Source organism: Corynebacterium sp. LK2537 (assembly GCF_040946485.1).
GTDB lineage: Bacteria > Actinomycetota > Actinomycetes > Mycobacteriales > Mycobacteriaceae > Corynebacterium.
The window spans coordinates 1-21,877 of the sequence record NZ_JAYWLQ010000013.1; the positions used below are offsets into that span (position 1 = coordinate 1).

General features: G+C 56.3%; 24 protein-coding genes and 1 pseudogene. 9 read left to right on the forward strand and 16 right to left on the reverse strand.

Going from position 1 to position 21,877, the window contains the following annotated elements; genetic code table 11:
- Positions 1–145: 145 nt before the first annotated feature.
- The 11 genes and pseudogenes from VVS03_RS11065 to VVS03_RS11115 all read right to left on the reverse strand — a co-directional run.
- Positions 146–340, reverse strand: a pseudogene (locus tag VVS03_RS11065) (integrase core domain-containing protein); the annotation flags it as partial.
- Between the two features lie 12 nt (positions 341–352).
- Positions 353–628 (reverse strand): transposase family protein, encoded by a 276-nt coding sequence (locus VVS03_RS11070; RefSeq protein WP_368521712.1) that lies wholly within the window; start codon positions 626–628, stop codon positions 353–355.
- 3 nt (positions 629–631) lie between these two features.
- Positions 632–1,027 carry an IS3 family transposase gene (locus VVS03_RS11075; RefSeq protein WP_368520917.1) on the reverse strand — a complete coding sequence of 132 codons (396 nt, stop codon included), beginning with the start codon at positions 1,025–1,027 and terminating at the stop codon, positions 632–634.
- Complete coding sequence (locus tag VVS03_RS11080) at positions 997–1,281, reverse strand: transposase (protein ID WP_368520916.1); 285 nt, start codon at positions 1,279–1,281, stop codon at positions 997–999. Before VVS03_RS11080 ends, VVS03_RS11075 begins: the two co-directional genes overlap by 31 nt.
- Positions 1,282–1,428: 147 nt before the next feature.
- Entirely contained in the window at positions 1,429–1,671 is a 243-nt protein-coding gene (locus VVS03_RS11085) for a Clp protease N-terminal domain-containing protein (RefSeq protein WP_368520915.1), read from the reverse strand.
- Positions 1,672–2,128: 457 nt separating this feature from the next.
- The gene (locus tag VVS03_RS11090) at positions 2,129–2,224 is read right to left on the reverse strand and encodes a helix-turn-helix domain-containing protein (RefSeq protein WP_368520918.1); all 96 of its coding nucleotides are present in this window, start codon (positions 2,222–2,224) and stop codon (positions 2,129–2,131) included.
- A gap of 690 nt (positions 2,225–2,914) precedes the next feature.
- A complete protein-coding gene (locus VVS03_RS11095; protein WP_368534526.1) occupies positions 2,915–3,499 on the reverse strand; it encodes an exonuclease domain-containing protein in 585 nt (194 codons plus the stop codon).
- A complete protein-coding gene (locus VVS03_RS11100; protein WP_368526586.1) occupies positions 3,445–3,639 on the reverse strand; it encodes a hypothetical protein in 195 nt (64 codons plus the stop codon). The genes VVS03_RS11095 and VVS03_RS11100 overlap by 55 nt, the downstream gene beginning before the upstream one ends.
- A 552-nt stretch (positions 3,640–4,191) precedes the next feature.
- Positions 4,192–5,151, reverse strand: a complete 960-nt coding sequence (locus VVS03_RS11105) for a replication protein RepA (RefSeq protein ID WP_368520913.1) — start codon at positions 5,149–5,151, stop codon at positions 4,192–4,194.
- A gap of 374 nt (positions 5,152–5,525) precedes the next feature.
- On the reverse strand, positions 5,526–5,789 hold the full coding sequence (locus tag VVS03_RS11110) for a ribbon-helix-helix domain-containing protein (RefSeq protein ID WP_368520912.1): 264 nt from the start codon (positions 5,787–5,789) through the stop codon (positions 5,526–5,528).
- A 453-nt stretch (positions 5,790–6,242) separates the two neighbouring features.
- Positions 6,243–6,617 (reverse strand): 3-deoxy-D-manno-octulosonate 8-phosphate phosphatase, encoded by a 375-nt coding sequence (locus VVS03_RS11115; protein WP_368520911.1) that lies wholly within the window; start codon positions 6,615–6,617, stop codon positions 6,243–6,245.
- A gap of 228 nt (positions 6,618–6,845) precedes the next feature.
- Between VVS03_RS11115 and mobF the strand changes: the two genes are divergently transcribed.
- Positions 6,846–11,321, forward strand: coding sequence for a MobF family relaxase (gene mobF, locus VVS03_RS11120; protein WP_368520910.1), 4,476 nt, complete (start codon positions 6,846–6,848; stop codon positions 11,319–11,321).
- Positions 11,322–11,405: 84 nt separating this feature from the next.
- Here the strand turns inward: mobF and VVS03_RS11125 are convergent, their stop codons facing one another.
- Both VVS03_RS11125 and VVS03_RS11130 read right to left on the reverse strand, forming a co-directional pair.
- Positions 11,406–11,642 carry a peptide transporter gene (locus tag VVS03_RS11125; protein ID WP_239275127.1) on the reverse strand — a complete coding sequence of 79 codons (237 nt, stop codon included), beginning with the start codon at positions 11,640–11,642 and terminating at the stop codon, positions 11,406–11,408.
- 10 nt (positions 11,643–11,652) lie between these two features.
- Positions 11,653–12,249, reverse strand: coding sequence for a ParA family protein (locus VVS03_RS11130; RefSeq protein WP_368520909.1), 597 nt, complete (start codon positions 12,247–12,249; stop codon positions 11,653–11,655).
- A gap of 48 nt (positions 12,250–12,297) precedes the next feature.
- On the opposite strand from VVS03_RS11130, the gene VVS03_RS11135 reads away from it, so the two are divergent.
- The 4 genes from VVS03_RS11135 (at position 12,298) to VVS03_RS11150 (ending at position 15,043) form a co-directional block, all read left to right on the forward strand.
- Positions 12,298–12,543 (forward strand): hypothetical protein, encoded by a 246-nt coding sequence (locus VVS03_RS11135; RefSeq protein ID WP_368520908.1) that lies wholly within the window; start codon positions 12,298–12,300, stop codon positions 12,541–12,543.
- Positions 12,544–13,441: 898 nt separating this feature from the next.
- Complete coding sequence (locus VVS03_RS11140) at positions 13,442–13,906, forward strand: hypothetical protein (RefSeq protein ID WP_368520907.1); 465 nt, start codon at positions 13,442–13,444, stop codon at positions 13,904–13,906.
- Between the two features lie 295 nt (positions 13,907–14,201).
- A complete protein-coding gene (locus VVS03_RS11145) occupies positions 14,202–14,531 on the forward strand; it encodes a PadR family transcriptional regulator (RefSeq protein ID WP_368520906.1) in 330 nt (109 codons plus the stop codon).
- Positions 14,528–15,043, forward strand: a complete 516-nt coding sequence (locus tag VVS03_RS11150; RefSeq protein WP_368520905.1) for a DUF2812 domain-containing protein — start codon at positions 14,528–14,530, stop codon at positions 15,041–15,043. Before VVS03_RS11145 ends, VVS03_RS11150 begins: the two co-directional genes overlap by 4 nt.
- A 106-nt stretch (positions 15,044–15,149) precedes the next feature.
- Here VVS03_RS11150 and VVS03_RS11155 read toward each other — a convergent pair whose 3' ends face one another.
- Entirely contained in the window at positions 15,150–15,383 is a 234-nt protein-coding gene (locus tag VVS03_RS11155) for a peptide transporter (RefSeq protein ID WP_368520904.1), read from the reverse strand.
- Between the two features lie 160 nt (positions 15,384–15,543).
- Positions 15,544–16,011 carry a ParA family protein gene (locus VVS03_RS11160; RefSeq protein ID WP_368520903.1) on the reverse strand — a complete coding sequence of 156 codons (468 nt, stop codon included), beginning with the start codon at positions 16,009–16,011 and terminating at the stop codon, positions 15,544–15,546.
- A gap of 352 nt (positions 16,012–16,363) precedes the next feature.
- On the opposite strand from VVS03_RS11160, the gene VVS03_RS11165 reads away from it, so the two are divergent.
- The 4 genes from VVS03_RS11165 (at position 16,364) to VVS03_RS11180 (ending at position 21,346) form a co-directional block, all read left to right on the forward strand.
- Entirely contained in the window at positions 16,364–16,600 is a 237-nt protein-coding gene (locus VVS03_RS11165) for a ribbon-helix-helix domain-containing protein (protein WP_011013307.1), read from the forward strand.
- 16 nt (positions 16,601–16,616) lie between these two features.
- Positions 16,617–16,847 (forward strand): type II toxin-antitoxin system RelE family toxin, encoded by a 231-nt coding sequence (locus tag VVS03_RS11170; RefSeq protein WP_409338210.1) that lies wholly within the window; start codon positions 16,617–16,619, stop codon positions 16,845–16,847.
- A 784-nt stretch (positions 16,848–17,631) separates the two neighbouring features.
- Positions 17,632–18,225, forward strand: a complete 594-nt coding sequence (locus VVS03_RS11175) for a recombinase family protein (protein WP_368520901.1) — start codon at positions 17,632–17,634, stop codon at positions 18,223–18,225.
- A gap of 268 nt (positions 18,226–18,493) precedes the next feature.
- Positions 18,494–21,346 (forward strand): DNA methyltransferase, encoded by a 2,853-nt coding sequence (locus VVS03_RS11180; RefSeq protein WP_368521710.1) that lies wholly within the window; start codon positions 18,494–18,496, stop codon positions 21,344–21,346.
- A 123-nt stretch (positions 21,347–21,469) separates the two neighbouring features.
- On the opposite strand, the gene VVS03_RS11185 is transcribed toward VVS03_RS11180, so the two are convergent.
- Entirely contained in the window at positions 21,470–21,805 is a 336-nt protein-coding gene (locus VVS03_RS11185) for an exonuclease domain-containing protein (RefSeq protein ID WP_368526398.1), read from the reverse strand.
- Positions 21,806–21,877: the final 72 nt, after the last annotated feature.

The window sequence follows — 21,877 nt, forward strand, 5'->3', positions numbered from 1 at the left end:
AAGCATTCCCCTTAGTTACAAACCCTGGCTGTAGTTTTACTGCTTCTGCAAAAGGGTAAGTGCGCTTTTCGCTTGTTTGAATTACTGGAGTTTGAACTCTACGACGTCTACTTCTGGGGTGGCCTAAGAATTCGGTCCAGTTGGTTTAAGCGTTGACCGTGTTTTCATGTTTCCATTGTTCCGCATACTTCCGCGGGTTGAGGTGGCCCAGCGAGGAATGCGGGTGGAAGTTATTGTACCGCTGCGACCACTGGGCCATGAGCATCCGTGCGTGTTCGAGATTCTCGTTGCTGTTGTCTTCTAAGAGTTGGTCACGCATTCGGTTGTGGAAAGACTCGACATACCCGTTATGCTAGGGCTGGCCTGGCGGGATAAACGCCTGAATCGTTTCATCCTCCCCAGCCCATTCGTTGAGCGCATGAGCGATGAACTCAGGGTCGTTATCCATCCGGATCACCCGCGGGCGCCCGCCTTGGTCACAACAAGCGAGGTCGAGCAGCTCGATCACCGAGTTCGCGTCGATCTTCTTGTCGACCGTGAAGGCGACGTGCTCGCGAGTGTATTCATCGATGATGGTGCAGATGTTGATCGTCTTGCCGTGCCATGTTGAATCGAACTGGAAATCCAGCGCTCACACGTCGTTCGGGTACTGGGCGGCAGGAACATCGCGCTGGCCGTGATCATCGACGCGTTTGCGCTTCTTCCTGGGTAGGACGCGCAGGCCTTCTTCACGCCAAATCCTCCGGAAGGTTTCCCGGCATATCCCATACCCCTCGGTGAGGGCGGTCCTCCAGGCGCGCCGGTGTCCCCACCGGCGGTGATCACGCGCGAACTCGTGCATCCACGCTTTTAGGTCCGCGTGCTTATCCGGCTTGCCCTGACGGATCCTAGCGCGCCGATAAGCACTACGAGAAAGTCCAACGATCTGGCAGGCACGCCTGTGGCAGTAGCCCAGCCCATCGAGATGCCAGACGGCATCATGACGACGAGCTGGGCTTAGAAGTTTCCCTCCGATAATTCTTTCCATGCCGCCTTTTCCAGCTCTGCCTGCCCAAGGAGACGTTTGAGGCGCGTGTTTTCCTCGCGCAATCGCTGGAGCTCTTTAGCTTCGCTCTTGGTCATCGCCCCATAGGTTGCCTGCCACCTGTTCAGCGTGGCTTCGCTGATCCCCAGCGTGGTGAGGATTTGAGCCGTGGTCGATCCGGATTCTCTGAGTTCTCGAGCCTTATCCAGCTTGCGAACAATCTGCTCGGGAGTGTGTTTACTGAACTTCTTCACCATTCATACATTCTCCCCACCCACAGGCAGGGCATCAATGGACAACACTCAAGTCACCCGGACCTAAAAACCTAAGACACTCCAAACAGAAAAGACACGCTAACCAAACAAAATATTGACTGGTTAACGTGTCTTTTTAATGGAAGATAATTAAGTGAGAAAGCTTGCACGATTGGTGGAGGTTTTGTACCCTTCCGTGTTTAAGTAAGCAGATAGCTTTTTATATAAGGATTCTGCTCCAAATTCTCCATCAATTATTTGGTAAGGGATTGAATCTTTATCCTGCAACAAAGCTAGTTGTATATGCTCGGCACCTGTTGTTTCAGTCCCTGATTCTTGAGCTATTACTTGAGCTTTTTTCAGAATCTGTTCAGCTCGTGGAGTCAGCTTCATTTTTCTCCTAGACTATTTTATGCGAGGACAGTTTCACTCCATTCCCAGTATGGTTCCTTGAAAATTGGATTGATATGCCTGCATATCCATAGTCTCCGACCGCCCTCTATGTCTTCGGTTTCAACCATTTCACCATCGTTGGCTGGGCCGCATTGTTTTTTCGGCACTCCGTCTGGATGAGCATCTACTTTTGTCCATCCATAGGGCATAACGTTAATAGGGGCCGAGGAAGAAGTTAGGGATGGAGCCGGAGCCGCAGTTGCAGTACCTGAGGGCGTAAATGCGAGTGCAGCCGCAACCATTGAGCTTATAAAGAGACCACGTGTCTTCATAGATATTACCTACCTGTGATTGGTATATGGTTCCTTCCCGGAGCATAAAACATTGAGATAACAAGGTCTAGTGAGTTGATGGAAACGTAACAGGAAATAGACTTTGTGTTCACTTTCAGCTCGTTCTATCCAAGCGTTTCCTTGACATAGCGGTGAACAGTGCCCACCGAGCAGCCAATTTCTGTTGCAATAGCGCGCATAGACAAGCCCTTGGCTCGCAGCTCCTGGACGCGCCCCTGAAGCGTCCGGGGTTTAGTTTCGGAGGGCTATTTGCCCTGTGGAAAACCAGGGGCGGGAGTAGTACCCCGGCTGGTTTACAACGTCCGGAGGGCGTGCGTGTGGGCGTGTTACGGTGATGGTGGTCTGCAAACCACGCCAGCTACTGGTGGGGTGAGCAGCTTCCTCGTCGGTGCGCGGTAGGGTCCGCGCGTGTTCGTGGGCTGTTCTGCGCGCCTAGTCGGCGAGTGGACAACCCTACGACGTTAGGGAGGTGACCAATGGGTCGACACTCATTGGAAACGCCCGGTCGCAAAAGAAAAGACCTTGATGCCACTGAGTCTAACCGTCTCGATGTGGCTACCAAGGTCATAATACTTGCGACCGCAACAGTGAAGCTCGTGACCGCGATGCTTCACATGGGCCTTTAGGTCCGATAGTCCCAGCCGAGTACCAGTCGGTTGGGGCTATTTTTATGTGCAGCGTGGTTGTCTCAACCATGCTGATACTGCTGAGTGTAGCAAGAAAGCACGTTTCGTCAACCGAAGCGCCGAATCTAATCGGTGTTTTCACGGCGAGAAGGAACCATACGCACTCGTTGAACAGCTGTGCTTGCCGTACTCGAGGGTAACCTCAGTTCCACTGGTGGCCATTCGGGCAAGCCTGGGGGCGTTGTTCGACCCATTCGGTGGCCATTAGCGGGTTACTCGCTGGGCCTGGGCAAGGCCTAGGTTAGTGACTGGGCGTGCGTCGAAGGGGTGAGTTTGGTGCAGGATTTGGTGGGCTACCTCGCGGGCGCGGTGTGTGTAGAGGGCTTTGAGCATGGCGCCGGTGGCTGCTGCGTCGTCTACTGCCGCGTGCGCGCGCGGGTTATCAACCCCAAGGCGCTGGAGGAGAGAGGACAGCTTATACGGCCCGGTGGGTAGTTCCTGCTTGGCTAAGGCGATGGAATCAACAAACGGCAGATAGATGGAGTCGTTGGAGTCGAAGCGGTTGATCTCGCCGAGAAGCATTTTTGCGTCGAACGGGGCGTTGTGGGCAATGAGCACCATGTTGTCGATGAAGGAAGCAAAGTCGGTGATGATGTCTTCGAATTGTGGTGCGTGAGCGACCAGGTCGTTCGTAATCCCGTGGATGCTGGAGTTGGTGATGTTCTTCCCGCCTGGGTTGATCAGGGTGTGCCACGCACCGACTTCGGTGAAGGTGTCATCGAGTAGAACTGCGGCTAGCTCGATGATGCGATCTGTGCCCTTTTTAAAGCCGGTGGTTTCAGTGTCGATGACAGCGAAGACAGGCCGGCCCGGGGGGTGAGTTGCCGCTTTGCGGCGCTGTAGCGCTGTGTGGCGTATTCGGCGATGTCGTAGGCAGCGTGGTACTTAGCGCGCGCTGAGCGCACGGTCTCGTGCAGGAAATGGCTCATAGCGGTTAAGGGTACGTGCCGGTGTGGACATGGAGGTTGTGTCAGGGATTTTGGGTGGTGTTTTAGTCTTGGTGGCAGCGGTGAACCTTTAGTGGTGGCCGTGAGCCATGGGGGGTTTGGTGGCAACCAAATCGCTTGCGATTTGGGCGGCAGCCCAACGAGCCGAAGGCGAGGCGGGAGCCTAAACCGTAACCCGTATTGAACGGTTTTGTTGGTTGATCCCCTGTGGGGATATAGATCTACAGGGATATAGTTATAAGCCACCTGGGAAAATAGGTAAACCCGCAGGTAAACCCCTGTGGATAAGTGGCTCTGTATTGGTAAATATGCGCAGCCGTATTGGTAAATATGCGCAGCCGTATTGGTAAATATGCGCAGCCGTATTGGTAAATATGCGCAGCGCAAAACATCGTATTGGTAAATATGCGCAGCCCGACCTGCAGTTTTTTGGCGTATTGGTAAATATGCGCAGCCGTATTGGTAAATATGCGCACGCTGTTTTGGGGTAAAAAGAAAGCGCCCCAGGAGGGGCGCTAGTCGTTCGTGTTCGTTTTAGTCGAGTTCGGGGCGCGGTGGTTTCTGCTGAACTGATGGGGCAGTCCTCGTGACCGTCACACCGTCTGTGTTGGCTTCGATTCCTGCTTCTGGCCACGCTGTCGTGAGTTCAAGAATGGCTTTCTTTATTTCATTGCGGAAGTTAACCCAGTCTTGGCCTGTTTGCAGGATCTTGGTTGCGAAGTTGGCGGCGATCATGTCCCAAGTGAAGGTGTAGGCTTCGCGGTTGTTTTTCGCCAGCCAGTATTGCTTTACGGTGAGCCAAATGTAGAGGTCCATTGCGCGGGGCTTGCTCAGCTCGCGCAGGACGTTGAGGTCGATGGGGATGGGAGCTTCGGCAATGTGGCGGAAGAACTGTGGGGTGAGTACTAGTTCTGATTCCATGAAGCTTCCCTGGTTGGGGTCGCGAGAGTCGAACCAGAGGTTCCAGTCTTCGAGGATCTGAGTGTTGCGGCCCCGTGCGTGAATTCCGTCGTCGCTTTGGACAGTGATGAAAGAACCTGCGATGCGTAGGAGTTGCTCGCGGATATTTTTCAGGTTTCCGGTTGCGCCGCCTGTGCCGCGTCCGGTGATGCCGATTGCTTGGAGGAAGTGGCTCATGGAGTGGCCTAGTGGGATGCGGCAGGCTTCGTCGTGGGTGATTTTGCCTTCTTTGAGTCGACCGGCATTAGCTACGGCGCGGGTGATGATGTAGGCCATGATGAGGCGTGGGTACTTGCCGTAGGGGACTCCTCGTTGGGAGAGGATGGTGATTGTTCCCTGTGGTGTTTCGACGGTGCGGTTGTTTCCCTCGGTTTTGCGGTAGGGGAAGAGTGCTTGGACAAACAGTTTGGAGGTGTAGCCGATGTCTTGGGCTTGGAGGAGTTCTTGTGCGGCGTCGTGTTCTTGCCTGCGGGCTAGTTCTTTGGCTGCTTCGAGCTTGGCGCGCCAATCGTCTGACGTGTGTGGGGGCTGCATGGTGCCTTGTCTCCTTTCGGATTATCGACACCGCCCGTGTTGTGCTTTGCCCGCTGTCCGTGTGGAAGTGGTAAAGTCTTAACCGACACGGACGGTGTCGCTTGTTTTTGGACCCCCGCTAGAGTTGGCGCTCGATGATGCGGGGGTTTCCTCATGTTTTGAGGAATGTGCGCGCCCTGGACTTGAACCGAGGGTGTGTGCCACTCGCGCCGCGTACCCGGCAAGTGCCGGGTACGGCTTTTGTTTTCTCCGCCTATTAAATCACATCAGTGTGACTTACTGGGAGATTTAGTAATGGTGGCGGCTCTTGCCAAGAAGCCTTATCGGCTGTTTGCTTTGATGAAGCTTGCTCGGAACCTAAGGCATTAGTGGAGTCACTCTTGTTCTTCGGACTCGTCTTTTAGCCCGTTGAGCATTATTTGGTTAAACAAGTTGTTGATTGTCTTCTCTTCGAAGTCTGCAGCCACTTGATTCCAATGGAATTCTTCTAGTTTGGGAAGCATGGCTGTAATAGCCATTTTCAAGTAGAAACCTCGACTACGTTCTGTCCTATCGCAGAGAGCGTCGAGTCGTTCAATGATTTCATCTGGCATCCGTACAGACACCACACGTCCGGAAGGGTGGGGTGCTTGTTTCATATGAAGTATCCTCTCCTTGGCAGCAATGGTAAACATTGTTTACCATACGCAAGGCTGGAGGAGTCTTCTCAAACTCTTTAACAGCATCATGAGCGGCGGTGCCACAGAGAGGAAGGACGCCTCCGTGGACGCACTGCCATTTATCGGCTACCAATCATGTCCCCAGCTGCACTCATCGCCATGCCGGTCTGGATGCTCATTGCCCAGATGCGAAGCGCAGGATTGGGGACAGGAATCATCAGAGCACTAGGCAGAGTAATCGCCTGGTCTTCCTCACCTTCCTCGGCGTGATGGTTGGCTCCATGGCTGACCACTACGAGCACGCTACGGACGAGACCAACGACTTGCCATACTCCAACACGTATGCCGCTGCGCCCGCCAACCCCGACGAGTACTACGACCCGAGCGAACAACATTAGTCGCAGTTACCAACGCCGAAGACTGTCTTTCTCTCTACTGGCCACCCTTCTCATGGTTACCATCGCCGCCAGCGCCCTTAGTGGTGCTGGCGGCTTCGTCATCGTCCTGGCGCTCACTGTCGCCAGTATGCGACTCGTCTTCTCTAGGTGAATCGTTCACACTAGGAGAAGACTCCTTAGCAGTCTTGAGCATTGCGTTGAAATCTCGCTGGCTCATACCGACGAGCTCGCGCACAAGCTCTTTGGACTCGCCTAGGTCGATAATGACTTGCGAGGCTTCGCCAATCTTTTCATCGAGTTTCTCGCGCTGGTCGATAAGGCTGAGCAACGAGTTGGTGCTCTTTTTCCGGTAGCGCAGCTTTCGCTTTCCTTCTTCGAGATGCTGGCGCAGTTCCTGACGCTTCTTCAAACTTCTACTTGCGGTAACCATAAACCCACAATGCCAGCGAACACACCGCCCCGCTCCTGACACAAACACGACGCGGGAAGTTCGGCGTAATCGGAAGCAATCAGTGGACTACCCCTGCAGGCTTTCGACAGCGCTATAGGCCTGCCACGACGCGCGCAAGCGCGCTTTCAGACACACACTATATGCACTCTTAGTGTTAATCGGGTTTTGGCTGCTAGACTAGGGCGCATGATGACCCTGCGCGTAGTCAACAGCGGAACAGGTTATGAGTACCTGTTGCGCTCTGTGGCTACCAATGATGGGCCAACAGATGCGCCAAGTTTGTCGAAGTATTACGACGCGAAAGGAACCCCACCAGGGCGGTGGTTAGGTTCTGGTCTGGCCGGTTTGAACACCGAAACGGTCGCCCAAGGTGGGGAAATCACCGAGTCGCAAATGGCCGCGCTATACGGCGAGGGCCTGCACCCAGATGCGGATATGAAGATGTCCGAAGGGCAGAAAATCAAGGACGTCCAGCTGGGGCGTCCGTTTGCTAACTTCACGAATGATGTTCCGGTTTTGGTAGCACTTCGTGACGCGGAACGTCGCCATAGGCAGACTGCTGGCACGCTGATGAACAAGCAAGAGCGCGCCGAATTAGTCCAGGATATTGGCCGAGAATTCTTCATTGAAGAGCACGGAGTCGAGCCGCAATCGGGCCGGGAAATCGTCAACTGGGTCAACGGATTAAAGGACAATGTGCGGCAATCTGTGTCGGGTTTCGACCTGACTTTCTCGCCTGCTAAGTCCGTGTCGGTGGCGTGGGCGTTGTCCGATGAGAAGACCGCGCGGCGCATTGAGGCGCTCCACCACCAGGCCGTAAAGGAAGCTATTGCATGGGCAGAAGACAACGCATTGTTTACCCGAATTGGCAAGCAAGGTCGTGAACAAGTCAAGACAAAAGGCTTCGTCGCGTCCGAATTTAAGCACTACGATACGCGCGCAGGAGACCCTGATCTGCACTCGCACGTGCTGGTATCTAACAAGGTTCAAACCGAAGATGGACGCTGGTTGTCTATCGATGGGTACACGTTGATGAAGGATCATCAGTCGATTTCGCACCGCTATGACTCCATCTTGAACACCCTGCTTTCTAACCAAATGGGCTACACATTCACCGCCTGTGACCACGGGGCAAATAAGGAACCCACGTGGGAGATAGACGGTATTTCCGAGTCGCTGATGGAGTCTTTTTCCAAGCGTCGACGCGGCGCACAGCCGGTCTATAAGCGACTCGTGGAAGAGTTTGTTGCCGAGCGTGGAGCTACGCCGAACTCAGTTGAGGTGGGTCGTTTGTGGCAGCAAGCCATCTTGGAAACCCGTGACGCAAAACGTGAACCAGAAAGCCTTTCCGAGCTTCGCGCAGGCTGGAGAAAAGAAGTTGCCGCCCGCGAAAACGGGGCAGAAGAACTCGCTGCCATTACCCAACTTGTAGCAGAAGACACCCGTGATAAGCGCCCAGCCTTTCACGCAGAGGAACACCTTCCGGGTCTTATTGACGAGGTTTTAGACACAGTTACCAGGCGTCGCTCTTACTTTCGCGCCTCGCATGTAACTACTGCAGCGGGCGGAAAACTCCAGGGCTATCGCTTCGCCTCACTTGCCGAGCGCGACCTTATCCACGCCACTGTGGTGGAAGCAATTGTGCGCGATAAGGCCATTTCCTTGAATGACTTTGACGTCCTGGAACTGCCCGAGGCACTCAAAAACACGGCAGGTAAAGCCCGCGATGGCCGCGCTGATAGCGAGCTTTATACCACCCAGGACATTCTCGATACCGAAGACAAAGCACTGGCCGCACTCAACGAGCCGGTGGCCGCATTTGCACCCTCTCACGCGATTGATAAGGCACTGGATGAGCACGAAGCTGAGGCTGGTTTCCGTCTTAACGCCGGGCAGGAATCCATGGCGCGTTACCTACTTACCTGCGGCACATTGGCCGCTACCGGCGTCGGCCCTGCAGGCACCGGCAAGACCGCATCTATGCGTCTGGTTGTCAACGTGTGGGCCAATGAGGGCCGCAACGTGATTGGTCTGGCCCCGTCTGCGCAGGCGGCAGAGGTGTTGTCTAAAGACTTAGGCTTTGACGCTTGTACCATCGACAAGCTCACCTACACCTGGCGCGGAAACCACCCAACAAAGCCCGGCCATAGCCTTAAAGACCTTCCGGTTTCTATTAACGCAGGCGATATGATCATCGTCGATGAGGCCGGCATGGCCTCGACCCCTAACATCGGATCACTGCTAGAAATTGCCGAAGAAGCAGGCGCAGTCGTGCGCTTTATCGGTGACCATAAACAGCTCGGCGCGGTCGAAAACGGCGGACTTTTCGGCGCTATGGTCAACGCCTCTGGTCGCACTGATAATCAACTATCCGAAGTCGTGCGCTTTGGCGGAGACCGTGAACAATCCGCCACCAGCTTGCGACTGCGTGAGGGTGATTCGTCTACGTTCGACTTCTACTCACAGCGTGGTTGGGTCAATGGTGGCGCACGCAGCGACATGCTGGATAAGGCCGCAGCAGACTACCTGGCGGATATTTCTAGCGGTAAAACCAGCCTTCTTATTGCTGCCACCAACCGCGATGTGGCAGCACTCAACGAGACAATCCGCGCCCACTACATCGCCCACGGCATTGTGGACACCACCATGGAAGCCCAGCTTTCTAGAGGCGAAAAAGCAGGTGTCGGCGATACGATCCTGGCGCGCAAAAACCAGACTTTCTACGACGGCGAGACCGCAACGAGTGCCCGTATTAACAACGGCACGCTGCTTACCGTCACCGGGATTTCTGAGAACGGCAGTATCACCGCACGCAACCAAACCACCGGCGAGGAACTGTGCCTGCCAGCAGACTACGTCAACGACAATGTGCAGCTAGGTTATGCTGCTACCGTCCACCGCGCCCAGGGCAGCACCGTGGACTGCACCCGCGCGGTAATCGACCACCACGTCGATAGGGCCGGGCTGTATGTCGCACTGACACGCGGCAAAATCGCCAACCACATCTATGCCGTTACCGAGCACCAGCTAGATGAACTTGCCGAGGAAGGCCACTACCACTACCAAGGCATAGACCACGCCCCGAGTGCTAGGGACGTCTTTAATAAGGCAATCTCGCGCGATACCACTCCGAAGGCTGCACGCGAGGTCATCGCCGAGGTCGTAGACGAGCAAACCTCACCCGATCGCATGATGGGCCTGTGGCTTATGGGCAAAGACGAAGCCACCAACGACTTCATCGACGCCTACCTGCCGGACTGGATCGACACCCTACCCGGCGACCTTGCCCTAAAAATTGAAGCCAGCGACGACGGTGTAGAACCCATCCGCCACGGCTGGGCACGGCTTATTGACGCAGGCATTGACCCGCGCACCGTCATGGACGCTGCTACCCGTGATATTGACAACGCCCACGATCCAGCACGGCTTATCCGCTACCGCCTGGATGAACAGCTCCGCCTGCGCGATACCGGCAGGCGTAACCAGCTGCCGCCTGTATCTGGTCAGACAGATATAGAACTCGATACCTGGCTGCGCACCCACAACCCCTACGACCACGCCGAGACCACCCGCCTTACCGGTAAAGAAGGAAACCTCAACCGGCTTAACCAGTCTGTGCTGGCAGAGCACGCACGCTTTGCCTACTCGAAGGTTGAGTCGCTGACCTGGCAAGAGGCAAGCATTGCCACTCGCCTCCACGAGGACAAGAATGCCGCTGTCAATGAGGTACAGGCTAACTACCAGAAGGTGCGTCTTGATGCTGCGCGCATTCGCGCCTATGAGCAGGCCATGGCAGACCACAGTGCAGCCCTTCGCGACGAAGAAACAGCCCGCGCAGACATTGAGCACCACCGCCTACTGGCAGAGGACTACACCCGCCCGGTAGCCGAGCGGGCCTACGACCACGACGCCGACGGATACGATACGTACCAACACCGCATAGACCAGGCGCACACGCGTCTTGAACAGGCGCAACAGCGCCGCAGCTTAGCTCATCAGGCCATTGAGAATACTGGTGCTAACTTGCCGGAGGCAGGTCTGTGGGACGAAATCTGCTACCGCGCCGACGACACCGAAGAATGGAACAAGCGCCTCCACGCTGCCGCGCAACACGACAATGACCACACGCAGAGGCTTCAACAGCGCCTCGATACTATCCGCCGCGAGAAAATGGACTTCGCCGACCGCGCCGACATCGCCACACGCTTGCGCGCAGAGGAAATCCCCCATGATGTTTCCGATCATGCAGGCTACATCGCCGATGAAGTCAACCTACTTGCCGCACAACGCACCTACGAACTACGCCGCCTGGACGTAGACGAGCCAGCACAAGAGACAATCCGCTACATGGTCGCAGAAACCATTGCTGCTGCCTACGAACCAGACAATGACGAGGCTCACCACGACGAACAAGACACCACCGTCCAGAACGCCATAGAGGAAGAGCAGCCAGCACCCGAGACCACAGCAGAAGACGAAAGTACCGACAACACCCAAGACGAAGGCGCCGGCGAACTGCACGAGGGCGCGCAAGCTGGTCTCGACTTCCTCGCCAGCCTAGGCCTCGGCGGCGAACAGCAAAGCATTACCAACGACAGCGACCACACTGACGAACAAGCACCCGCCGACGAGCTTGAAGAAGAACAAGGTCCAGAGCTTTAGAAAACAGCGAGGTCAATGCGCTAGTGTCCACATGCGTATATACCTATATACGCATACACGTATATAGGTATATACACCAGGTAATCAGCTTCTTTCCTCGAGCCATCGTGTTGCCCACTCTTCAAAAAGTTGGGAGATGCTCTTCTCTTCTTCCACTGCAGCGAGTTTGAGCTCTTTAATCAATTGTCGATCGCGGACGTATAACTGAAGACGTGTCGCTTTATCATTAGCTTGAGCGAACATCTTTGTTGAAGGCGAGCTCTCCGGCCTATTCCCAGACGATTCTTCCCGCGCCTTATTCTTAGCCTTTGGAATTGCCATTGTTTACCCCTTAATCCTCAAATGCTGCGACTACTTCTCGAGCCAAAGAATCCCACACCCTTGTACTGCTGGGCTTTGTTCCGAAAGCACGACGTGTAGCCGCCCTAGTTGGGATGACTGTTTCAGCAAGCGCTGCAGTCTCATCACCCTCCAGCTCGGCATGGACTTCATCTAGAAGTTTTTCCCTCCTGTCGACATTCGACAGAACAACTGCTGTTGGTATCCCCATTTCTATTAGCCAAGAAAGCGTTACCTGAGTTCGATCAATATCCATCGGGGACACACCAGTGGGAAGAAGGACTAAATCGGCAGCCTCGGCGCTTTCGGTTATGAAAGCTAAACCACCTGGAGGGGTATCGACTATAAGAAAGTCCGGATTGTTCCCCCTTCTGACAATTCCAGAGAAATCACTTGAGCTGCGGACAGATTCGATAGGAAATGGAAAATCCTTCACTTTGGTTGCCCATCGGGTGGCAGATTGCTGGGGGTCGCCGTCTGCGACTGCGACCGTATAGCCCATCTTCCGAATTGCCTCTGCGAGCATTACTGAAAGCGTGGTCTTTCCCGTACCACCCTTCGACTGAATTACGGAAATTACTCGAGTCATACAAAAAGAATAGATTCAGGAAGGATTTACCTGGGTAGTGACATGCGTATGTGTGTATATACATGCTATGCCGAGGAAAACAGGCTGTACGCCGGTAACCCCACGGCCATGCTCAACGATGCGATGGCCGGGTGGAAGGCCGATACGTTGGCTGGGCTGGATAGCCTGCTGATCGCCGGGGATAAAGACACCGTGGACGCGCTGAACCGTGCGGCCCAGCGCGTGCTTGTTGATTTCGGCCGGATCGACCCGACGGGGCCGGAGTGTGGACTGAGCACGACCAACAACCCCTAGACGGGCTTTGTTGGTGATGTGGTCATCACCCGCCGCAATGACTACTCGTTGACCACCCAGGACGGGTCACCGGTGCGCAACGGTCAACGCTGGAGGATTGAACAGATCGGCGCAGGTGAGGTCACGCTGCGCAGCTGTGACGACGACCAGCAGGGCGTGGTCGTGCCACGGGAGTATCTCGCCAACCATGGCCAGCTGGGGTATGCCACCACCGGGCATTCCAGCCATGGGGTCACGGTCGATTCATCCCGAGTGGTTATGAATGTCGGCCAGGCCGATCGGGCAGCGGTGTATGTGCCCATGATCCGAGGTCGGGACAATAACTCGCTGTATCTGGTGGAACGTGCCCCGGTGGCTCCGAGACCGGGCATGGACACAACCCCACCCCAGTCCAGCGCAGGAAATCGACCCAGTACGCGGCGGATCTTCTCACGGCAGCCTGCCAGTGTGACCGGTCGGATGCCGCCCCGCACCAGGTGTGGGAGACCGCCTGCCGGGAGTGGAGTTTGGAGCGGCTGTCGTCGAACCAGGGCACAAGGCCAGATCCGTTTGCTGGCCCCCGGATGGCCGAGGTGATGCCCCAGCGCCAAGACAAGCGCACCCAACGGTGGATGACTGACGACCGCAATGTTTGCACCACCCCGGTGGTACGGGCTGATGAGGACAGGCCATTGCAGATGGTGCCGGGCCACCTGCTGGCCTGGCTACACGACAACCCCGGCCAGGCCCAATCCGGTTACCAGCACGCACGTGACAACCAGGAGGCTATTTACCGGTACAACCAGGCGGTAGACCAGTGGACCCAGCTGGATCAGCAAGCCACGCAGACCGGTAAAGACCTCCAGGCCTGCCAGGCCCAGCGCCGAGGCCTGGGACAGGCCCGAAGAAGAAGGGACTGTTGGGCAAGCTGTTTGGCGGGAACTCCGCCGAGGACGACCAGCGGATGGCGCTGGGCGAACAGATCGCTTCCCTGCGACAGGCCAAGCAGGGCATCGAGGTACAGATGCGCGCGGTGGCCACTGAGCACGGGATCAAGACCCACGTGGCGGTGACTGGCAAGGACGGCCAGTCAGCAGATCGCCGGGTGGCGTTGTGGCAGCAGCTTAGCGACCCCGACGAGGTGGCCACCGAGACGGAAGACCGTAAGGCCGTGCAGGCTAACGGAGAGACCCCGGAGACCCTAGCGTTGCGCCGTCAGTGGCAGGAGATGGTCGATGCCGGGCTGTGGAACCACCCGAGCCGACCGATCACCGGGTTTGCTCACGCGCTGGTGCGGGATCACCTGATGGGCGGGCAGGACTTCTCTGATGCACTGTCTGCCCAGCTTGGCCAGCCACGTCGCCAGACAGGCCAGAACAACTAGCAGGAGTGGGGCACTAACGCCCGCGACGACGGGATGGAGCTGTAGGCAAGAAGTTGAGAGAAGCCCTGGCCAGGGCAGTCAGGATTTGCGGTGGAATGAGTGTGGTGAAGGGGAGCCACCTACCGAAACAGGCGCCTGGACTGCTGGGGGAATTTATCCATTCGGGCGCCGGGGCGCCGAGTCTCTCCGACATGCCTCCTGAGATAGGGACACCAAATTGCGAAGTTGATGGACAGCTCGTACTATTATCATGTGATGATATAACGCACCTAGATATAACTGGAGGTGACATAAGGTGGGGAAGAGACCGCCGTTTGATGACGGGAGTGTTCCTGATGTCGCGTTAGCCATTCTTCTCAGTCTTGGAGAACCGAGGCATGGGTATTCGATCATGCAGTACTTGCAGGAGAACACGGAAGGCGCGTTGACTCTTGGTCCAGCGTCGGCATACACGACGCTTAAGAAGCTCAACGAGGCGGGATTCATTGAGGAAGTTGAGTCGGATAGTCGTCGCCGCCTCTATCGCATTACTGAGGCGGGGGCAGTAGTGGCCGAAAGAAACGTCACCAAGCGCAGGCAGTTCACAGCCTGGGCGGAACAACTACTTCAGGAGGTTCAGCAATGACCGTTCGTCTTAGTAACGGCTTGGCTTTCAATCAGGACCGGGAAACAAAGCTTTTTCAGGACATGGCCCGTAGGGGCAAACACCTGGACGGAACTGCTTTGATGGGACATGGATGGTCGTTCCGTGATGGGCCAGCTGAGGATTGGGTCTATCAGATAGTTTATGAGACTGATCCCGACCCGGAGTTTTTCGACCTGTGCCGGGGCGCCGGGTGGTCGCATGTTCTCAGCGACGAAGCGTTCCATATTTTCCGTGCCGCACCGGGCGCAACGCCCCTGCGTACCGAAGGGATCGACCAGATCGCGGAAGTTAAGAATCAGCGCGACAGTTACATTCGATACAGCATCATCACGGCGCTTGTGCTTCTCGCTGTCTATGCGCTGCTCAAATTGGTCGACTGGAGTAGGGGCGTTGAAATCACGTGTGTCATTATCGCCCTCATACCGGTCGTCTACACGTGGATGCCTCTAGCGGGCTTCCAGTGGCGCCTACAGAAGATCCGGGAGCAATGACTTGAACCTCAGCTGTACTTTCACGAGACCAGAAAGGCCAGTAGAGCTAGCAGTAGTGGGGTGCCAACACCCGCGATGATGGGATGGAACTGTAGTCAACCGCGGGCTAGCGGTTGTTCCGGGTGTGCTTTCTATCCATCAGCCACTGGTGGCCCCACTGTTCGAACAGGGCGGACAGGCTGGTGTCGTCTTCTAGTGCTGCGATCTTGAGCTCTTTAAGTAGTTCGGGGTCTTTGACGTAGAGGTTCACTCGCGCGGTGGGGCTTTCCGCGTCCGCGAACATCTTTTGCGACGGGGTGGCTTGCCGGGGCGCTTGCTTGGCCACAGGCTTTTTGGGCATGTCTCCGATAGCCATCGTGTTTTCTCCGCTTCTTTACTCGAACGTTTGAGTTAGTTCGTCTGCCGGCACCTTCCACGGCTCGGTTAGTACCGGGACGGTTCCGAATGCTCGCCGGGTCGCCGCCCGAGTCGGGATCACGACATCCGCTAACGCGGCGGTCTCATTGCCGACCAGCTGGGCGTGCACCTCGTCGAGGACGACGCTCGCGCCGATCAACGTTGGTGAGCACCACTGCCGCCGGTGCATCAAGGCCGGAAAGGGCCTCCAGGGTGCTCTGCGTGCGATCAATCTCCATTGGGGATACACCCGTGGGAACCAGGATCATCGAAGCGACCGATGCGGCAGCACCAATGAACTGGCTAACCCCAGGCGGTGTGTCGATGATAATGAAGTCCGCAGAGGTCTCGCGGCGTAGCTGGTTGTTGAGATCGCGAACCGTTGCCGCCTTGATGACGGGGAACCCGAGGTTGCCGGCGTGCTGTGACCAGCGGACAGTGGACTGCTGGGGGTCCATGTCCAAGACGGCGACGTCATGCCCACTCTCGGTGAGGGCGGCGGCGAGGAACATCGCGGTGGTGGTCTTCCCCGTGCCTCCCTTGGACTGGATGGTGGAGACGATATGCGGCATAAGACCAGCTTAAAGCGGGGAATGATCAAAACCCGGGAGAGACACGTGCGTACATGCGCATAAGCGCATGTACGCACAGGTGGCGCGAGGTGGCGAGGTGTCCCTGCCGCCCCCACGGGCATGTGCGCTTATGCGGCTCTGCGCATAGCTCGACATTCTGGAAAGGGTTTCAGTCTCGTGTTGCACGCGCATGCGCGTATGCGCATATATGCCTATGCACATGTCCGCATACGGTGCGTTAGGCGAGGCTCAGGCCACGGCCGTGTAGGACACACCCCTAGGGCTTGTCGGCTGCTTGAGTGGCTGTGGTGAGCCCTTGATTCTTGCTCGCATAACCTGTAAACATGTTTACATGAGTGGTTCGGTGATTAGCTTGCGTATCGATGATGAGCAGAAGCGGCGTTTGGATGAGCTGTCGCGACGTACGGGGCGGCCGGGTTCGTTTTATCTCCGGGAAGCGTTGAGTGCACATCTGGCTGACCTGGAGTATGTGTATCGCTTGGAGGAGGAGGCTGCTCAGGTTCGTCGCGGGGAGTTGGGAACTGTGCCGTTGAGTCAGCTGGAGCGCGAGTGTGGCTTGGGAGATTAGTTTTTCTCCTCGGGCGGTGAAGTCGTTTAAGAAGCTCGATACAGCTGAACAGCGGAGGGTGAGTAAGTTTCTGCGGGAGGTTGGCGCCCTTGAGGACCCGAGGTTACGAGGTAAGGCATTAACAGCCAATAAGTCGGGTTTGTGGCGCTGGCGTGTGGGGGACTATCGGATCATTGCTGACATTGTGGACGCGCGTGTTGTCGTCGTTGTGGTTGACGTTGGGCACCGCTCGAAGGTCTACGACTAACCCCTCTGTCCGCGCCTCCGGTGGGTTCACCGTTTTCCATCACGCGACTGGGGTGGGGGTTGTAGATTGTGGCGTTGAGGGGGCTAACCCCCAAGGTCTTCTCGACTAGTGGTCGCCCGCGTTGAGCGCCCCGCCCCCCTGGTGGCAGCTCCGCCGGCGACCACACCCCTTTTATGTCCTTGCTTAGTGTCTGCTTCCTCCCTGGCGCACCCGCAACCAGGACTGGTTGGTGGTGTGTGGGTGTCTTTGTGGCAAGCGAATCTTTGATTCGCGCGGCAGCCCCCAACTGAGCCGATAGGCGAAGGCGGGAGTATGCCTACTGCATACGGTTAACCCGCCCGCGGTGGGCACTGTGGTGCCCCGCGGCCATATTGCCCTATTGAGTTACTGTTATATACGACCTGGGGTTTTACAGATCACTGCAGGTCAACCCCTGTGGATAACCGCAACCGTGTGGGCAAATCTGCGCAGCCTGACCAGGTGAAACGCGAAAATCTCGTGAGAGTGCCTTTTTAGGGCACACCCTATTGTTACACGTGCCTGCGGCAGAATGTTTGCTGTACAATAGGGTCGTTCCTAGCATTGTTTTACACGTGTCTAGTGGGGTCTAGGCCCTAGACTTACAGAAGGTGGTGAATGTGATGTTGTCGTCTGACGGTTTCCATGACGCTGATGGTCTCGACGGGGCACAGTTGTCTGACTTGGCGCGGGTGGTTGAGCCGTATCGTGATGCGGTCATCGCCCAGGAGAATGGTGCCTCTACACTCTCGCGGGGCGAAGACTAATGGGCAATGACTCCGGTTCGCATGGGCAGCGGGTGGGCTATATCCGTGTCTCCACGGTGGAGCAAAATAATCAGCGCCAGAAAGAACTACTCAACGCTTCCGGCAGGATTGACCGGTTCTTTGAGGATAAGATTTCCGGCCGCACCAAGACTGCGCGCCCTGGGCTTGTCGAGTGTATGGCGTATGTGCGCGACGGGGACGAACTCGTCGTGGCGTCGATTGATCGCCTCGCCCGCTCGCTAACCGATCTGCGCGGTATTGTTGATGAACTTACCGGCAAGGGTGTGACTGTTACTTTCCTGCATGAGAATCTCGCGTTTGCGAAAGACACCACGGATCCGCGCGCGGATTTAATGCTCGGTATTTTGGGTTCGTTTGCGGAGTTTGAGCGGGCCATTATCCGCGAGCGCCAGGCGGAGGGGATTGCGTTGGCGAAAAAGGCTGGCAAGTACAAAGGCCGCAAGCCTGCTCTTAGCCCGCAGCAAGTGGCGGAGATTAAGCGACGCACACTGGCGGGGGAGTCGAAAGCAGCCTTGGCGCGGGAATTCGGGGTCACCCGTCCTACGGTGTATCGGGCGTTGAAGAACGTCTAAGCGTCGGCGGCGTGAGGGTAAATCTGCGCACCCACAGTGCCTGCCGCATGGCAGGACATATGCCTAAGCATATGGCAAGGCATACGCTATAACATATGCTTTAGCATATGTTCACCAGGACGTAGTGTCACCTGCATGGTTTCATTCCCCGTAAGACATGCAGGAGGGTGCCGGGCGTTATGCACAGCTCTTTTTCTCCGGTGGGAAAGTGGCTTAACGTGCCCGCGCGGCCAGGCGGGCAGCGGGTGGGCTTATATGCTTGATGGTTATGGCCCCTACGACTGTTTTCGACCGCGCTACCATTCGCCACAACCTCACCGAGTTCAAACTCCGGTGGCTTGCCCACATTAAGCAATGGAAAGCAGAAAACCGGCCTGCGACCGAGTCGAGTCACGACCAACAGTTCTGGGGCGACCTGCTGGACTGCTTCGGGGTCAACGCCCGCGACCTGTATCTGTATCAGCGCAGCGCTAAACGCGCCTCGACGGGGCGTACCGGCAAGATCGACATGTTCATGCCCGGCAAAGTCATAGGTGAGGCCAAATCCCTCAGTGTCCCGCTCGATGATGCTTATGCCCAGGCCCTCGATTACCTGCTAGGCGGTACTATCGCGAACTCGCACATGCCAGCTTACGTCATCTGCTCCAACTTCGAGACCCTACGGGTAACCCGCCTGAACCGCACCTATGTCGGCGATAGCGCCGACTGGGACATTACGTTCCCCCTAGAGGAGATTGACGATCACGTCGAACAACTCGCTTTCCTCGCCGACTACGAAACCACCGCCTACCGGGAGGAAGAAAAGGCGTCCCTGGAAGCCTCCCGGTTAATGGTGGAGCTGTTCCGCGCCATGAACGGCGACGACGTCGACGAAGCCGTCGGTGATGAAGCGCCCACCACGCCGGAGGAAGAAGACGAGCGTGTCATGCGCACCTCTATCTACCTCACCCGTATCCTCTTCCTCCTCTTCGGCGACGACGCAGGCCTGTGGGATACCCCGCACCTATTTGCCGACTTTGTGCGCAATGAAACCACCCCGGAGTCTCTGGGCCCGCAGCTCAATGAGCTATTTAGCGTACTCAATACTCCCCCGGCGAAGCGTCCTAAGCGTTTGCCGTCAACGTTGGCGAAATTCCCGTACGTCAACGGTGCGTTGTTTGCCGAACCGTTGGCTTCGGAGTACTTCGACTACCAGATGCGCGAAGCCTTACTTGCTGCCTGCGACTTCGACTGGTCAACCATTGACGTCTCCGTCTTTGGCTCGTTGTTCCAGTTGGTGAAATCGAAGGAGGCCCGCCGCAGCGACGGCGAACACTACACTTCTAAAGCCAACATCATGAAGACCATCGGCCCGCTGTTTTTGGACGAGCTTCGGGCTGAGGCCGACAAACTGGTGTCTTCTCCCTCGACGTCGGTGGCCGCGTTGGAGCGCTTCCGCGACTCTTTGGCCGAGCTGGTGTTCTGTGACCCTGCCTGCGGTTCTGGAAACTTCTTGCTTCTGGCGTATCGGGAGTTGCGCCGGATTGAAACAGACATCATTGTCGCTATCCGCCAGCGTCGCGGCGAGACTGGTATGTCGCTCAATATTGAGTGGGAGCAGAAACTATCCATCGGGCAGTTCTACGGCTTCGAGCTGAATTGGTGGCCTGCCAAAATTGCTGAGACCGCCATGTTCTTAGTTGACCATCAGGCGAATAAGGAGCTTGCCAACGCTGTGGGCAGGCCACCGGAGCGGTTGCCGATTAAGATCACCGCCCACATTCACCACGGCAACGCCCTGCAGCTTGAGTGGGAAGACATACTGCCAGCTTCTGCCACCCAGATCTATATCTTCGGTAACCCGCCGTTTTTGGGGCATGCGACGAGAACTGCTGAACAAGCTCAAGAACTCCGAGATTTGTGGGGCACTAAGGATATTTCACGCTTGGACTACGTCACGGGCTGGCATGCGAAGTGCTTGGACTTCTTTAAGTCCCGAAAGGGTCGTTTTGCTTTCGTCACCACCAATTCAATTACTCAAGGTGATCAAGTTCCACGGCTTTTTGGGCCTATCTTCAACGCAGGGTGGCGCATACGTTTTGCACACCGCACGTTTGCGTGGGACTCTGAGGCTCCCGGTAAAGCTGCTGTCCACTGCGTCATTGTTGGCTTGGATAAGGAGAGTCAACCACGCCCACGTCTGTGGGATTATCCCGATGTAAAGGGCGAGCCAGTCCCAGTGGAAGTAGGCCAGTCCATTAATGCTTATCTAGTAGACGGCCCTGACGTGCTCGTGGAGAAATCGAAAGCGCCCATCTCGCCTGTAGTTACTCCCGCAGTCTTCGGGAATATGGCCCGAGATGGAAGAAACCTACTCGTTGAGGTCGACGAATATGACGAGGTTATAAGTGACCCAATAGCGGCGAAGTATGTTCGCCCTTTCCGGGGTAGTCGAGAGTTAATGAACGGCTTAGACCGGTGGTGTCTGTGGCTTGTAGACGTAGCACCGTCAGATATTGCCCAGAGTCCGGTGCTAAAAAAGCGGCTAGAAGCAGTCAAGGCTTTCCGAGCTGACAGCAAAGCGGCAAGTACACGAAAAATGGCTGAAACTCCGCACTTATTCGGCCAGCGATCCCAGCCGAGTACTGACTATCTCTGCCTACCGAAGGTAGTAAGCGAACGCCGTTCTTATTTCACCGTACAAAGGTATCCTTCAGATGTAATTGCTTCTGACCTAGTATTCCATGCTCAAGATCCAGAAGGTCTAATGTTTGCCCTAGCGTCGTCGTCGATGTTCATCACATGGCAGAAGACCATCGGAGGACGTCTTAAATCTGACTTACGGTTCGCAAATACTCTGACGTGGAATACTTTCCCTGTGCCAGAGTTGGACGAGAAAACGCGGCAGCGAATTATTAAAGCGGGCAAGAAGGTGCTCGATGCCCGCGCGCTGCACCCGGAGCGCTCGCTCGCGGAGCACTATAACCCGCTTGCTATGGCACCGGAACTCATCAAGGCGCATGACGCTCTCGACCGTGAAGTAGATAAGGCGTTTGGTGCGCCCCGAAAGCTCACGACCGTCCGGCAGCGCCAGGAGCTGTTGTTTGCCAATTACGAAAAACTCACCACGCAGCAGCCCTAAAAGCACCTGACATATGGCGGGCCATATGTTTCGCCATATGCCAGAGCGTATGTTAGGCCATATGTGAAAGCATATGTCTGCTTCTACAGGCCACTATGACCAGTGTGCGTGCTGGTAGTAGGCCTATATATTGCGGGGGAGTAGTGGTGTGGCGTGGCTTGTACGCCAGGTGTTGGTGGCGCGGAATACTTCGCCTTGACGCAGAATCTTGAGCCCAATTTCGCCGCGCTGAGACCCGAAGAGGGCGTGGAGCATGTTCACCGTGGCGGTCGCATCAGCTACCGCTCCGTGCGCGTCGGGGTTGCCTAGCCCTAGGCGGTTAAGGAGTGCCGGTAGATTGTAGGGGCCGCGGTCGAGTATTTGCTTGGCAAGGTCAATGGTGTCAATGAACGGGAAGAACTCGTCTCCGTCCTCGTCCTTGTCGACGCCGGTCATGCGGTCGACCTCAGCAACGATCATTTTTGAACACTAGAACACGTGGGTGTGGGGGGGGGGGGGGGGCTTTTTTTCTGACTCCCCCCCCCCCCCCCC

What these genes read in the sequence shown, in the direction of transcription:
- VVS03_RS11105 (WP_368520913.1), bottom strand. Translation starts at nt 5,151, where the DNA reads ATGCAGCCCCCACACACGTCAGACGATTGGCGCGCCAAGCTCGAAGCA.
- VVS03_RS11075 (WP_368520917.1), bottom strand. Translation starts at nt 1,027, where the DNA reads ATGGAAAGAATTATCGGAGGGAAACTTCTAAGCCCAGCTCGTCGTCAT.
- VVS03_RS11165 (WP_011013307.1), top strand. Translation starts at nt 16,364, where the DNA reads ATGAGTGGTTCGGTGATTAGCTTGCGTATCGATGATGAGCAGAAGCGG.
- mobF (WP_368520910.1), top strand. Translation starts at nt 6,846, where the DNA reads ATGATGACCCTGCGCGTAGTCAACAGCGGAACAGGTTATGAGTACCTG.
- VVS03_RS11080 (WP_368520916.1), bottom strand. Translation starts at nt 1,281, where the DNA reads ATGGTGAAGAAGTTCAGTAAACACACTCCCGAGCAGATTGTTCGCAAG.
- VVS03_RS11110 (WP_368520912.1), bottom strand. Translation starts at nt 5,789, where the DNA reads ATGAAACAAGCACCCCACCCTTCCGGACGTGTGGTGTCTGTACGGATG.
- VVS03_RS11160 (WP_368520903.1), bottom strand. Translation starts at nt 16,011, where the DNA reads ATGCCGCATATCGTCTCCACCATCCAGTCCAAGGGAGGCACGGGGAAG.
- VVS03_RS11180 (WP_368521710.1), top strand. Translation starts at nt 18,494, where the DNA reads ATGGCCCCTACGACTGTTTTCGACCGCGCTACCATTCGCCACAACCTC.
- VVS03_RS11135 (WP_368520908.1), top strand. Translation starts at nt 12,298, where the DNA reads ATGTGTGTATATACATGCTATGCCGAGGAAAACAGGCTGTACGCCGGT.
- VVS03_RS11185 (WP_368526398.1), bottom strand. Translation starts at nt 21,805, where the DNA reads ATGATCGTTGCTGAGGTCGACCGCATGACCGGCGTCGACAAGGACGAG.
- VVS03_RS11100 (WP_368526586.1), bottom strand. Translation starts at nt 3,639, where the DNA reads ATGAGCCATTTCCTGCACGAGACCGTGCGCTCAGCGCGCGCTAAGTAC.
- VVS03_RS11175 (WP_368520901.1), top strand. Translation starts at nt 17,632, where the DNA reads ATGGGCAATGACTCCGGTTCGCATGGGCAGCGGGTGGGCTATATCCGT.
- VVS03_RS11155 (WP_368520904.1), bottom strand. Translation starts at nt 15,383, where the DNA reads ATGCCCAAAAAGCCTGTGGCCAAGCAAGCGCCCCGGCAAGCCACCCCG.
- VVS03_RS11125 (WP_239275127.1), bottom strand. Translation starts at nt 11,642, where the DNA reads ATGGCAATTCCAAAGGCTAAGAATAAGGCGCGGGAAGAATCGTCTGGG.
- VVS03_RS11150 (WP_368520905.1), top strand. Translation starts at nt 14,528, where the DNA reads ATGACCGTTCGTCTTAGTAACGGCTTGGCTTTCAATCAGGACCGGGAA.
- VVS03_RS11130 (WP_368520909.1), bottom strand. Translation starts at nt 12,249, where the DNA reads ATGACTCGAGTAATTTCCGTAATTCAGTCGAAGGGTGGTACGGGAAAG.
- VVS03_RS11085 (WP_368520915.1), bottom strand. Translation starts at nt 1,671, where the DNA reads ATGAAGCTGACTCCACGAGCTGAACAGATTCTGAAAAAAGCTCAAGTA.